A 12,908-nucleotide genomic window follows, 5' to 3' on the forward strand; every position below is an offset into this window, starting at 1 on the left:
GTCTATTCTCGATTAGAAAGCAGGGTAATGGTTATGGCAATGCCAGCTGACGTCAACAAGGCCTGCTCGATGCAGGCCTTACTAACAAGGAGTGTTCACCTTGTCTGAACCACTCACTGTGCCACCTTCGCTCACCGCCCAGGTAGAGCGGCTGCTGCCGAGTGCACGGCTAGGGCGTTTAGGGCGCTTGCGTCGCGGGCTAGAGAAAGAGGGGCTGCGTGTCGATGCCAACGGCCATATTGCGCAAACGGCGCATCCCCATGCGCTCGGGTCGAAGCTGACTCACCCGCATATCACCACCGATTACTCCGAGGCGCTACTAGAGTACATCACCCCGGTGTACTCCGAGCCGAAAGAGGCGCTGGCCTTTTTATCCGACCTGCACACCTTTACCTATCACCACTTGGAAAACGAGTGGATTTGGCCGGGTAGCATGCCCTCAAGGCTGTCAGGTAACGATAGCGTTCCCATTGCGGATTACGGCAGCTCCAACGTGGGCACCATGAAGCATGTCTATCGCAAGGGACTGGATGTGCGCTACGGGCGTATCATGCAGGCCATCGCCGGCGTGCATTACAACGTATCGTTGCCGGAGGATATGTGGCACGCCCTGCGGGAAATGGAAAAAGCCACCAATATTCCCTTCAACGACTACCGCTCGACTCGTTATTTCGGAATGATTCGTCACTTCCGCCGCCATAGCTGGCTGTTGCTCTATTTGTTTGGTGCCTCTCCGGCCATCGACAAGAGCTTCCTGCCCCATGGCCAAGTGCCGGATAAGCTCCAGCCGCTGAGTGACGACACCTACTACGCGCCTTATGCCACGACGCTACGCATGTCGGATCTCGGCTACCAAAACAAGGTGCAGTCGCAGCTCAAAATTTGCTTCAACTCGCTGTCGAATTACGTCAATACGCTGCGTCACGCCATCTCCACGCCCTGGCCCGATTACGAGGCGCTGGGCGTGAGAAACGGCGATGAGTGGCAGCAGCTCAACGCCAATATCCTGCAGATCGAAAACGAGTACTACAGCGACATTCGGCCCAAGCGCGTCGCCAAGCACAACGAAACGCCAAGCCAAGCGCTGGAAGCTCGGGGCGTCGAGTACATCGAAGTGCGCTGCCTGGACCTCAACCCGTTCGACCCGCTGGGCGTGACCGAAACCCAGATGCGCTTTGTCGATACGTTCTTGATGTGGTGTTTGCTCAGCGACAGCCCTTGGATCTCCGACGAAGAGTGTGATCGTTTAGACGATAACCGCCGTTTGGTGGTGGAGCGGGGGCGCGACCCGGACCTGCGCCTAATGCGGGATGGTGAGTCGGTCACGCTGCCTGAGTGGAGTGAGCAAGTCTTTGCTGAAATGAGGGAAGTGGCGCGATTGCTCGATGCGGTCGAAGAGGGGGCGCCTCATGCCGCTGCGCTCGACGACCTGGCACCGCGTCTCGAAGACCCATCGCTAACGCCGTCAGGAAAGATGCTGGCGCGTTTACAGGAAGGTAATGGCTCGCTTAGCGACACGCTGCTTGAGATGGCCCAGGCACAGGCGGATAAGCTGAAAGCTACGCCGATGCTGCGCTCACGCGAAGCGCTGTTGGCGCAGTTGATCGATACCTCGCATCAGCAGCAGCGGGATATCGAAGAGGCCGATCAAGAGAGCTTTAGCGCGTTTCTTGAAAGCTATTTTGCCAAAGCGCGTGAGTCACGGGCGCTGTCTGCACTCCCCTCCGAGGACGCTCAATGATGACACCCGCCATTCGTCCGGCAGCGCTCGCCGGTGTTGCCTTTTGCGTACTGATGATGGCCGTCGCCTTGAGCCTCGAACACATCGTCGGTTTGGAACCTTGCCCGCTGTGTATCTTTCAGCGTGTTGCGGTCATTGCGGCAGGGTTGGTGTTGGCGGTAGCGGCCATTCATAACCCCAAAGGCGGTGTAGGCAAAGGCATCTACGGCGTATTAGTGCTTGCGGCCGTGGGCACTGGCGCGTTCATTGCCGGTCGCCACGTATGGCTACAAGGTCTGCCTGCCGATGAAGTGCCGAGCTGCGGCCCGGGGCTCGATTACATGATGGACATTCTGCCCATGCAGGAGGTCGTGGCGATGGTGCTGACAGGGTCAGGCGAGTGCGCCGAGATCGACTTCATGCTGTTAGGCCTCTCGTTGCCCGCCTGGACGCTGATTGGCTTTTTAGTGCTCGCGCTGGTGCCACTGCGTATTCTATGGCTGGCCATTAAGCGCTAGGATAGGCGTCAGGCGGTCGAGTTAGTCGCGGCTGCCTGACGTAATCGTTGACTATCGAAGGCACACTATCCAGTATCAAGGAAATCATCTCCGCCACGATTGACAGAGGTAGAAGGAAAGGCGAGTCTAGCCCTGTTAAAGGCGGCTATCTGCAAGGAGAAAGCCCCATGCTCGAAGATTGCAAAAATGCCCTGGAGCGCTGGGGGGGCGTGCACAGCCTGATCGACCGCTGGCTGGACCAACGCCGTGCGCTGCTGGTGAGCTTCATTGAGCTAAAAGATGCCTGCGACGTAGAGCTAGAGGCCGTTAGCAAGGCCCGCATCGATACCTTTAGCGAACTGCTGATGGATTACATCAGCGCCGGACACTTCGAGGTGTATCCGCAGCTAGCGGAAGAAGCCAAAGCGTTCGACGACGACAGCGCACTCCAGATCGCCGCTAAACTGCTCGAACGGCTGGAGATGTCCACGGCCATGGTGCTGGAGTTCGACGAGGATTTCGCCTCTCCGGTGCGTTGCCAGCAGAACCTGGCGCGGCTTCCCGCTTGGATCGACCGCCTCGCCAAAGGGCTGACCGAGCGCTTTGCATTGGAAGACCAGCTCATCGCCCGGCTACACGCTGCCCACAGCCCTCAGCAGGCCAAGTCTCCCGCTTGACACCTCCTCCTCAGGCAGCGCACGTCGCTGCCTGAATCACAACGGTTCACCGCCCAGCCTTTACTTGTTACGCCTCAACGTCCCGCCAATCACCAGCATGCAGGGAGTGAGCAGCAGGGTAAGGGCGGTGGCAAAGGTGAGGCCGCCAGCGATCGCGCTGGACATCTGTGTCCACCACTGGGCGGAAGGGGCGTTGAACCCAAGCGCCGGGGCGAAGAGGTTCACGTTCACCCCTAATACCATCGGCATCAAACCTAGCACCGTGGTAATGGCCGTGAGCAACACGGGCCGCAGGCGTAAGCAACCCGCTTCCAGCGCCGCCTGCGCAGGTGGCATGCCATCGGCGCGTAGCTCGTTATAGGTATCGATCAGCACGATATTGTTGTTCACCACGATGCCTGCCAGCGCGATGACCCCCATACCCACCATGACGATGCCAAAAGCCTGCCCGGTAATGAGCAAGCCCATCAACACTCCGGCGGTGGAAAACACAATCGCCGAGAGCACCAGCGCTGCTTGGTAGTAGCTATTGAACTGCGTCACCAGAATCAGTGCCATCAAGCCAATTGCAATCAAGAAAGCACCGACCAGAAACTGCATCGACTCCTGCTGATCCTCCTGTTCACCGGCGACGTTGACCATCAAGCCGTCGGGCAGTTGGCCTTGGCCTGCGTCTAATAGAGCGCGCAGCCGCTCATCGGCTAAGAACCCTGGCGCTAAGTCAGCCTCTACCGTAATGGCACGGCGGCCATCGATACGGTTGAGCGTGCCCACTTTCGGCGCAGGGGTGATCTCTACAAAGTGTGAAATCGGTACCTGACCGCGCGGGGTATTAATCGTCAAACGCTCGAGCTGGTTCAGCGTGCGCCAGTTCTCCGGCAGTCGCACCCGAATATCCACCTCGTCGTTTACCGTGGGCGGGCGGTAAGACGCTACTTGCAGACCGGTCGTGAGTAGCTGCACGGCGCTACCAATCGTGGTGATGTCGGTTCCCATGCGGGCGGCGGCTTCACGATCCACGTTCACCTGCCACTCGACCCCCGGCAAGCTGCGGTTATCCTGAATATCGGTGAAACCGCCCAGTTGGCGCATCATGGCCGTCAGTTGGTCGACCCCCGCATCGGCAACCTCTGGGTCGGTCGCACTGACCTCCAGTACGATGGGTTTACCACCGCCGGGGCCCATCTCCTGCTCTTGGAACTCCAAGGTAATACCCGGGATATCCTGCGTACGTTCGGCCATATCCGCCAGAATAGTGCGCGCGGGGCGGCGCTGGTGCCAGTCGATGAACTGAAACTGCAGCATGCCAATCACATCGCTGCCCATCTGTTGATCGGGCACGGCATAAGAGCGCGCATAGAGCGCTTCCACTTCGCTCAGTCCGCCCAGCCGCTGCTCCACGCGCTGCAAAATGGCATCGGTTTCCTCCGCCGAAAAATCGCCGCGGGCGCGCACCAGTACCTGAGCGCTGTCCGGCTCGACGTTAGGGAAGAAATCCACGCCATGATTGAAGCGCGCATAGCCGGTGTAGAGTAGGGCAATCAGCAGTACCGCAAACAGCAATACCCAGGCAGGGTGCTGCAGCAGGCGGTTCAAGATCCGACGATACCCACGCCCCAGCGCCGTGCTTTCGTCTATCGGCCCGGTACCACTCGCGTGGGAGGTGCGGGTGAACAGGCGGCCAAGGGTGGGCAGAAACACTAACGCCATGGCCAGCGAGGCCAGCAAACACAAGATCACCGTGGCGGGTAGGTACTTCATGAATTGGCCCACCACGCCGGGCCAGAACAGTAGCGGGATGAATACGGCGAGTGTCGTTGCCGTGGAAGCAATCACCGGCCAGCTCATGCGCGAGGCCGCGTTGAGCCATGCTTGATGCGGCGCTTGGCCTTCGTGCAGGTAGCGGTCCGCCAATTCGCTGACCACGATGGCCCCATCCACCAGCATGCCCGCCACGAGAATCAGCGCAAACAGCACCACGATATTGAGCGTAAAACCAAACGCCCACACCAGCAGAATACCGGTGAGAAATGCCCCCGGAATCGTCAGCCCCACCAGCAGCGCCATCCGCCAGCCCATTACCGCTACCACCACGATCAGCACCAGCACCACGGCGGTCAACACGTTATTGAGCAGCTCAGACAGCATGCTCTGGACGGTGACAGACTCGTCCAAGATGGTCGTGACGCGCAGCTGCTCGGGCAGTAAGTCCTCGGCTTGGGCAAAGGTCGCGCGCACCGCCTCGATGGTGGCGATGATATTGGCCCCCGCGCGTTTGGAAATTTCCAGCACCACGGCGGGCTGACCATCAATGCGGGCGAACCCTTCGGCCTCTTTGTAGGTAGGGTGAATCCAAGCCACATCGCCAAAGGTGACGACTTGATCACCCTCGACCTTCACTGGCATGTTCATCACATCGTTCAGCGACTCGATAATGCCGGGCACTTTGAGTGCCAGCCGCCCCGCTCCGGTATCCAGGCTACCGGCTGCCACCAAACGGTTATTGCGGGAAACTTGGTTGAAGAGGGTATCGAAATCGACGCCGTAGCTCTCTAGCACCAGTGGGTCGACGACGATTTCTAAAAGGTCCTCACGCTCCCCCGCGATGTCCACTTCCAGCACGTCGGCGATGCCTTCGATTTCCTCTTTCAGTCGCCGAGCGATGGTCATACGCTCGCGGGTATCCAGGTCGCCGGAGAGGCCGATACTCAGAACGGGGAACTCCGAGACATTCACCTCCATCACCCGAGGCTCTTCAGCTTCATCGGGCAGGCTGCTGCGGGCAATATCCACGCGCTCGCGCACATCGGCCAGCGCGGTGTCTGGGTCAAAACCGGGGTCGAACTCCAGTGTCACCGAGCCATGCCCTTCGCTGGATTGCGCAGTAAATTTACGCAGCCCTTCGATGCCGCGCAGTTCTTGCTCCATGGGGCGGACCAGCAGCCGCTCGCCATCTTCGGGGCTGACACCTTCCAGGGCGAGGGAGACGTAGATGATCGGAATCGTCACGTCCGGGTTCGCCTCCTTGGGAATCATCTGCCATGCAGCAGTGCCCGCCAGCAGAAGCCCTACCAGCAGCAGCAGCGTAGTACGCGTATGGGTGAGGGCGGCATTAATCAGCTGTCGCATGTCCACCTTCCTGGGCAGGCACCGGCGTTACCGCGTCGCCGGGGCTCACCAAACCAGCCCCTAACGTAATGAGGGTGACCGGGTTGGGGAGTCCACTGACGTAGGCGCGCTCGGTGTCGGCGCTCACCAGCTCGACGGCGGTTTGCACCACACGATCCTCGTCATCCAAGTGCTTGATGGCTAGCTGGCCCCGATCATCCAGGCTAAACAGCGCAGGGGAGAGCGTGTGGACCTGACGAGGCGGCAAAGTAATGGTGAACTCGGCGCTGCCGCCCGCCAGGCGCAGGCGCTCGGGGTTATCGAGCGCTACTTCGATATAGAAGGAGCGGGTAGCTTCTTCTGCTCGGCTGCTGATGTAGCTGACTTCGCCGGTGAGCGAGCCGCCGTTGAGCAAGCGCGCCGTCACGGGCAAGCCAACGGCCAATTCGCCTACCTGCTGCTGAGACACCCAGGCGGTGCCGGTCAAGCGGCGGTCATCGATCAAGCGCGCCCACTCTTCGCCAGGCTGGAGCAGATCGCCAAGCTCCACCTGTACGCGGTCTAATACGCCCTCGAACGGGGCCGTGGGGCGAGTGTCTTGTAGTTGCTTCTCGAGCTGAGCTACTTGGGCCGCGCTGCCGCTGAGCGCACTCTGTAAGCGCAGCAGTTCCGGTTGTGAAATTAGCTCGCGACGGCGCAAGTTCTGGGCGCCAGCGTACTCGGCTTCGGCCAGCGCTAGCTCGTCTCTGGCCTGTTGCAAGCGCTCGGGCAGGGCATCATTATCCAGCACGAGTAGCGTTTCGCCCTGGCGCACGCTTTCTCCTTGCTCAATCGGCTTCTCTGCTACATACCCCCCGACATTGGCACGCAGCACCGTTTCGCGCTCGGCGGTCAGCTGGCCCTGCAGCACCTGCTGGGGAATATAGGGCATGCTCTGCTGAGTGTTTACCTCGACGCGGGGAAGGGGCTCGGCTTCCTCTGCTGCACTTTCAGGAGGTGACGATTGAAACTGCTGAAAATCGCCAACGGCCAGCCATACCACTAACGCCAGCACCAGAAGGCTTGCCAGCGCGTATGAGGGGGGAATTCGTCGCATGGGAAGTCACGGTTCCAAATAGGATGACAAAAGATAAAGAGCGCGGTAAGGAAGGTGCCGCAGCCCGTCACACCATAGCGTAACTGGCCGTTTTCAGCGAGTACCAAGCCCGCGCGCGAATGGGTAGTCGTCTCATGTCTGATTGAGTTTTTGAGCGTCTGGGCATACCATCATGGCGCTATTCTTTACCAGGCGAACCTCCATTAGGCGAACCATCAAGGAGCAATGATGAAAGATCCAGTACGTATTGCGATTACCGGCGGTGCCGGCCAGATCAGCTACTCTCTTATTTTCCGTATTGCCGCTGGCGACATGCTGGGGCCGGATCAGCCCGTCATTCTCCAGCTTCTCGAAATTCCTCAAGCGATGGACGCGCTGAACGGCGTCGTGATGGAAGTCAACGACTGTGCGTTCCCGCTGGTACAAGACATCGTTGCCACCGACGACCCGAACGTTGCCTTCAAAGATGCCGATTTCGCCCTGCTGGTAGGTGCGCGTCCGCGTGGCCCGGGTATGGAGCGTAAGGATCTGCTGGAAGCCAACGCCGCGATCTTCTCTGTACAAGGCAAAGCGCTGAACGACCACGCCAGCCGTGACGTCAAAGTGCTGGTCGTCGGTAACCCGGCCAACACCAACGCGCTGATTGCTTCTTGCAACGCGCCGGATCTGGACGCAGGCCAGTTCACTGCCATGACGCGTCTGGACCACAACCGCGCGCTGACGCAGCTGGCTCAGAAAACTGGCAAGCACGTCACGGACGTGGAAAACATGATCATCTGGGGCAACCACAGTGCCACCCAGTACCCGGATCTGGCCCAGTGCAAAGTCGACGGCAAAGCCGCTTTCGATCTGGTCGAGCGTGACTGGTACGAAAACGACTTCATCCCGACCGTACAGCAGCGCGGTGCCGCCATCATCAAAGCGCGCGGTGCGTCCTCTGCCGCTTCTGCTGCGTCTTCTGCCATCGACCACATGCGCGATTGGGCGCTGGGTTGCGACGGCATCGTCAGCATGGCGATTCCTTCCGACGGCAGCTACGGCATCGCCGAAGGCATCATCTACTCCTACCCGGTTCGTTGCCAGGGTGGCAAATACGAAATCGTACAAGGTTTCGAGCTGGATGCGTTCAGCAAAGAGAAGATGCAAGCCACCGAGAAAGAACTGCGCGAAGAGCGTGCTGCCGTCGAGCATCTGCTTGGCTAAGCGCGCCTGCTAAGCGCTTTTAACAAGCGGTTAGTCACGCAAAACCCCGCAAGATGTCTTGCGGGGTTTTTTTGTTAGCCTCATTAATCAATTAATCCCGCAGGCTCATAATCCGCCAGTTTCGCTCTTCAGCCACTTGGCGTAGGGTGTCGTCGGGATCGACGGCGACGGGGTGCTCGACTTTTTCCAACAGCGGGAGGTCGTTGTGGGAGTCGCTGTAGAACCACGCGCCGTCCATCGTGAGATCTTGAGCTTCCAGCCACGCTTGTAAACGAGTGACTTTGCCTTCGCGGTAGCTGGGCACGCCATCGACACGTCCGGTATAGCGGCCGTCGATCATTTCGGGTTCTACGGCGATCAGGTCATCCACGCCCAGGCGCTCGGCGATGGGGCCGGTGATGAAACGGTTGGTGGCGGTAATGATCAGCAGCGTATCGCCTTTGGTACGGTGCCGAGCCAGCAGCTCTTCGGCTTTGGGTAGAATGTGCGGCTCGATCTTGCTGGCCATGAACTGCTGGTGCCACGCCGCTAGCTGTTCGGGGCTGTTATCGGCCAACGGCTTGAGCGCCATTTCCAAAAACGCCGCCATGTCCAGCGTGCCCGCATTGTAATCGGCCATGAAACGTTCGTTGGCTTCGCGATACGCGACGGGGTCCACCGCCCCCTGTTCCAGCAAGAACTCACCCCAGGCATGGTCGCTGTCGATGGATAGCAGCGTATTGTCCAAATCGAAAATGGCCAGACTCACGGCGCTCCCCTTATGGTTACGGTTGGTGGTGAATAGTGGACGTTGGTCGTGGGACACAAAGCGCCGGATTATCGCAGAGTCACCTAGGTTTAACCACTTAGCGTTATATTGTATTGATACGGTTGTCTCCCTTGTGGAAAAATGGGGACAACTGAAAATTTATGAAGGTGATGTCCGTGATCGACGCTGACGGCTTTCGCCCCAATGTTGGCATCATCATTGCCAATAGCCAGGGGCAGCTGCTTTGGGCGCGTCGTGTAGGGCAAAATGCGTGGCAGTTTCCCCAGGGAGGCATCAAAGCAAGCGAGACTCCACAACAAGCGCTTTTTCGTGAACTTCACGAAGAGATCGGCCTAACCGCCGACGATGTTGATATTGTCGCCTGCACCCGGGGCTGGCTGCGCTACCGTCTGCCACGACGCATGATTCGTACCCACTCAAGGCCGGTCTGTATCGGCCAGAAGCAGAAGTGGTTTTTACTCAAAATTCGTTGCCAAGAAAACCGGATCTGTATGACGGCCACGCCCAAGCCGGAATTCGACGGTTGGCGATGGGTGAGCTACTGGTACCCGCTTGGGCAAGTAGTGCCGTTCAAACGCGAGGTTTATCGGCGCGCACTCAGGGAGCTTTCTCCGCGCGTGCAGCGCTTGGCACAAGATGACGAAGGATAACGCGCGTATCACTGCAGGGTAAGTGCAGTGGTAGCCAGCCGGACAATCCCTCAGCGAGGCAGATAATAGTGAATAGTAAAACGTCCATGCTTGAGGTGCTGCGACGCGTTATTCAAGAAGTGAATGGCGCACGAAACCTCGACGCCGCGCTGTCGACCATGGTTCGCCGCATACGCAAAGCCATGCAGACCGATGTGTGCTCCTTTTATCTCTACGATAAAGAGCTGGAGTCGCTCGTGCTCATGGAAACCATCGGCCTGCGTACCCAAGCGGTTGGGCGTGTGGTACTTCCTTTGGGCGAGGGTTTGGTGGGCCTGGTTGCCAAGCGAAGCGAACCGCTCAACCTGGAAGATGCCCAATCGCACTCCCATTTCCGCTACTTCGAAGCCACCGGTGAAGAGCGCTACTCCAGCTTTCTAGGCGTGCCCATCATCCACCAGCGCCACATGCTCGGCGTGCTGGTGGTGCAGCAGGCGGAAAAGCGTCGCTACGACGATGAAGACGAAGCCTTTTTGGTGACCATGGCCGCCCAACTGGCGGGTGTGCTGGCACATGCGTTAGCTACGGGCAACCTGTCGCGCCCGGCGCTGCCCGGCGGGCAAGCCATGTTCAAAGGCGTCGCGGCGTCACCCGGTATGGCCATGGGCGAAGCCGTGGTGATCACACCGCCTGCCGACCTCAACAGCGTTCCTGACCTGATTCCCAGCGATCAAGAGTACGAAATTGCCCGCCTAAAAGAGGCCATCGGCAAAACCCGCGATGAAATTCGTGCGGCAGCGGAGCGTTTGGTCAACCGGATCTCATCCCAGGAGCTGGCGCTGTTTGACGTATACCAGCAAATGCTGGGCGAAGCCGCGCTCTCCGAAGAGGTAGAGAAGCGTATTCGTGAAGGGCAGTGGGCGCCGGGGGCGCTCGCCGATGTCGTCCGCCGCCATGTGCAGTATCTTGAACGCGTCGATGACGACTACCTTCGCGAGCGGGCGGCAGATATCCGCGACCTGGGCCGCCGCGTGCTGGCGCACCTGCAGGAGGATACGCCCTCCACGCCTGAAACCTATCCGGATAATGCCATCCTGGTCGGTGATGAAATCAGTGTGGCCATGCTGGGGGAAGTACCTCGCGACAAGCTCAAAGGCCTCGTCTCAGTTCGCGGCTCTAGTACGTCTCACGTGGCGATCGTGGCCCGTGCCATGGGCATTCCCACCGTATTGGGCATGGTCGATTTGCCGCTGCCGCGTCTTAATGGCGCGCCCGTGGTGCTCGATGGGCATCGGGGGCGCTTGTTCGTTCGCCCCGCTGCCGAGCTGCAAACCCGCTACGCCAGCTTGATTGCCGAAGAGAAAGTGCTCAGCGAAGTACTGGAGCACGAGCAAGACCTCCCCAGCAAAACCCCCGACGGCCATGAGATGCCGCTGATGGTGAACACCGGTTTGGCAGTGGACGCCTCTGCACTGCTCAAGAGCCGGATTGGCGGAGTAGGGCTCTACCGCACCGAAGTGCCGTTCATGATCACCGAGCGCTTCCCCGGTGAGAAAGAGCAAATGCGTATGTACCGCGAGCAGTTGGAGGGCTTTGCGCCTCTGCCGGTCGTGATGCGTACGCTGGATATCGGTGGCGACAAAGACTTGCCCTACTTTCCCATCGAGGAAGCCAACCCGTTTCTGGGCTGGCGGGGCATGCGGGTGACCCTGGATCACCCCGAAGTATTGATGGTGCAGCTACGCGCCATGCTCAAAGCCTCGCACGATTTGGGCAATCTCTATGTCCTGTTCCCCATGATCACCAACGTCGAGGAAGTGGATGAAGCCATTCGTCTACTCGACCGCGCCATCTTGGAGTTAGGCGAGGAGGGCATTAGCGTCGAGCGCCCCAAAGTGGGCGTGATGATCGAGGTCCCGGCCACCATCTACCAGATGGACGCGCTGGCCAAGCGTGTCGATTTCTTCTCGGTGGGGAGTAACGATTTAACGCAGTACCTGCTGGCGGTCGACCGTAACAACCCCCGCGTCTCCAGCTTGTACGATGCGCTTCACCCAGCGCTGCTGGGGGCGCTGCAAGAACTCGCCCAAGATGCCAAACGGCTCGACAAACCCATATCGCTGTGTGGTGAGTTAGCGGGTGACCCGGCGGGCGCACTGCTCTTGATGGCCATGGGCTTCACCAGCCTCTCCATGAACGCCCCCAGCCTGCCAAAAGTGCGTGCCGCAATTCGTCGGGTCTCCCTGACGGATGCGCAAACGCTGCTGAAAGAGATCATGCAGCTTGATACGCCTGCCCGAGTCCACGAGCATCTGAATAAACGACTGGATGAGTGGCAGCTGTCGCATCTGTTGCCTCCTCGGGATTAGGGCACGGCTCGCTCGTTCAAGGCCGTCAATGTGGTATCGCCCAGAAAGCGGCCGAGCGGCCCAAAGCGCTGCTCGGTGAGAGTGGCATTGCCCAGGGCGTTCAGCGTCAGCCATGTGGTGGCGCGCGTACCATACTGCGCGCCCACGATGAACGCCGCCGACAGCTGGTGTTCGAGTGCGAGCCCAACGCCGGTATCCGGTAAGAGAGCTGGCTCGGCCAACGCAGGATCGTGTAGTGCGTGACCGGTGTGACGCCGCCAGTGACGCGCCTCGTTCCCTGCAAGCGCCTGCCGCACGGCCTCGAGCTTGGGCCATGGCGTGTTCAAGCTAGCATTCGAAAGCCCATGAACCCCAGGGGCAACTTGCGACAGCAATACGCCCCCGTAACCTCGGTGCAGGTGCCAGCAGTGGCGGGTCGTGGCGACCAGTAAATTGAAGCCTGCGTAGCGCTCGGCATGGTGACCAGCCAGCGCCTTGAGCCACTCTGCCGGATCGTCGGCGGTGAGCACGCCCGCAACTAATTCGCCCCGGCTGGGAGCGCTGTCGGGCGTCTTCAAGCGCGTGTCGCGGACGTTGGTGAGCGCTGCTATCACGCCACGCCGATTGGCTGCCAGCCACGTACCCCCCGCCTCCAAATCGCGGCCTCCGCATAGAGGGAGGTCCTGCCAAGCGCTTAGCGGAGCCGTGGCGCGCGCATGAAACTCATCGCGATTGCCTGCTAAGCGGAGCGGAGTCGCGCTACCGGGCGCCCAATGAAAGGTCATTAAACACATACATAGCCCTTGATCGGCAGTCGTCGTGCCGCCTGGTTGAAGTGGTGGGAGCGCGTGGCATGACAGG

The 12,908-nt window shown here is 59.7% G+C and carries 10 protein-coding genes; 6 read left to right on the forward strand and 4 right to left on the reverse strand.

Going from position 1 to position 12,908, the window contains the following annotated elements; translation table 11 throughout:
• Positions 1-100 precede the first annotated feature (100 nt).
• From gshA to rsd, 3 genes are all read left to right on the forward strand, one after another.
• Complete coding sequence (gene gshA, locus NH398_RS00220; RefSeq protein WP_253015684.1) at positions 101-1,741, forward strand: glutamate--cysteine ligase; 1,641 nt, start codon at positions 101-103, stop codon at positions 1,739-1,741.
• Positions 1,738-2,238: a disulfide bond formation protein B gene (locus NH398_RS00225; protein ID WP_253015686.1), complete on the forward strand. Its 501-nt coding sequence runs from the start codon at positions 1,738-1,740 to the stop codon at positions 2,236-2,238. The genes gshA and NH398_RS00225 overlap by 4 nt, the downstream gene beginning before the upstream one ends.
• A 167-nt stretch (positions 2,239-2,405) precedes the next feature.
• The gene (gene rsd / locus NH398_RS00230) at positions 2,406-2,894 is read left to right on the forward strand and encodes a sigma D regulator (protein WP_159342697.1); all 489 of its coding nucleotides are present in this window, start codon (positions 2,406-2,408) and stop codon (positions 2,892-2,894) included.
• A 60-nt stretch (positions 2,895-2,954) separates the two neighbouring features.
• On the opposite strand, the gene NH398_RS00235 is transcribed toward rsd, so the two are convergent.
• Positions 2,955-6,023: an efflux RND transporter permease subunit gene (locus tag NH398_RS00235; protein ID WP_253015688.1), complete on the reverse strand. Its 3,069-nt coding sequence runs from the start codon at positions 6,021-6,023 to the stop codon at positions 2,955-2,957.
• Positions 6,007-7,098: an efflux RND transporter periplasmic adaptor subunit gene (locus tag NH398_RS00240; RefSeq protein WP_253015690.1), complete on the reverse strand. Its 1,092-nt coding sequence runs from the start codon at positions 7,096-7,098 to the stop codon at positions 6,007-6,009. Before NH398_RS00240 ends, NH398_RS00235 begins: the two co-directional genes overlap by 17 nt.
• Before the next feature lie 228 nt (positions 7,099-7,326).
• Between NH398_RS00240 and NH398_RS00245 the strand changes: the two genes are divergently transcribed.
• On the forward strand, positions 7,327-8,301 hold the full coding sequence (locus tag NH398_RS00245) for a malate dehydrogenase (protein WP_016913321.1): 975 nt from the start codon (positions 7,327-7,329) through the stop codon (positions 8,299-8,301).
• Positions 8,302-8,392: 91 nt separating this feature from the next.
• Here the strand turns inward: NH398_RS00245 and NH398_RS00250 are convergent, their stop codons facing one another.
• Positions 8,393-9,049, reverse strand: a complete 657-nt coding sequence (locus NH398_RS00250) for an HAD family hydrolase (protein WP_253015692.1) — start codon at positions 9,047-9,049, stop codon at positions 8,393-8,395.
• A 176-nt stretch (positions 9,050-9,225) separates the two neighbouring features.
• Between NH398_RS00250 and NH398_RS00255 the strand changes: the two genes are divergently transcribed.
• Positions 9,226-9,720 (forward strand): RNA pyrophosphohydrolase, encoded by a 495-nt coding sequence (locus NH398_RS00255; RefSeq protein ID WP_139527002.1) that lies wholly within the window; start codon positions 9,226-9,228, stop codon positions 9,718-9,720.
• A gap of 86 nt (positions 9,721-9,806) precedes the next feature.
• Positions 9,807-12,068 carry a phosphoenolpyruvate--protein phosphotransferase gene (gene ptsP / locus NH398_RS00260; RefSeq protein WP_253016532.1) on the forward strand — a complete coding sequence of 754 codons (2,262 nt, stop codon included), beginning with the start codon at positions 9,807-9,809 and terminating at the stop codon, positions 12,066-12,068.
• Here the strand turns inward: ptsP and NH398_RS00265 are convergent.
• Positions 12,065-12,841, reverse strand: coding sequence for an NRDE family protein (locus NH398_RS00265; RefSeq protein WP_253015694.1), 777 nt, complete (start codon positions 12,839-12,841; stop codon positions 12,065-12,067). The genes ptsP and NH398_RS00265 overlap by 4 nt on opposite strands.
• Between the last annotated feature and the right edge of the window lie 67 nt (positions 12,842-12,908).

The sequence above is a fragment of the Halomonas sp. CnH100-B genome, from assembly GCF_024124605.1.
Classification (GTDB): Bacteria; Pseudomonadota; Gammaproteobacteria; order Pseudomonadales; family Halomonadaceae; genus Vreelandella.

Bases quoted from the DNA above. Each gene is read 5' to 3' on its own strand.
- NH398_RS00240 (WP_253015690.1), bottom strand. From the start codon at position 7,098: ATGCGACGAATTCCCCCCTCATACGCGCTGGCAAGCCTTCTGGTGCTG.
- NH398_RS00225 (WP_253015686.1), top strand. From the start codon at position 1,738: ATGATGACACCCGCCATTCGTCCGGCAGCGCTCGCCGGTGTTGCCTTT.
- NH398_RS00235 (WP_253015688.1), bottom strand. From the start codon at position 6,023: ATGCGACAGCTGATTAATGCCGCCCTCACCCATACGCGTACTACGCTG.
- ptsP (WP_253016532.1), top strand. From the start codon at position 9,807: ATGCTTGAGGTGCTGCGACGCGTTATTCAAGAAGTGAATGGCGCACGA.
- rsd (WP_159342697.1), top strand. From the start codon at position 2,406: ATGCTCGAAGATTGCAAAAATGCCCTGGAGCGCTGGGGGGGCGTGCAC.
- NH398_RS00245 (WP_016913321.1), top strand. From the start codon at position 7,327: ATGAAAGATCCAGTACGTATTGCGATTACCGGCGGTGCCGGCCAGATC.
- NH398_RS00265 (WP_253015694.1), bottom strand. From the start codon at position 12,841: ATGTGTTTAATGACCTTTCATTGGGCGCCCGGTAGCGCGACTCCGCTC.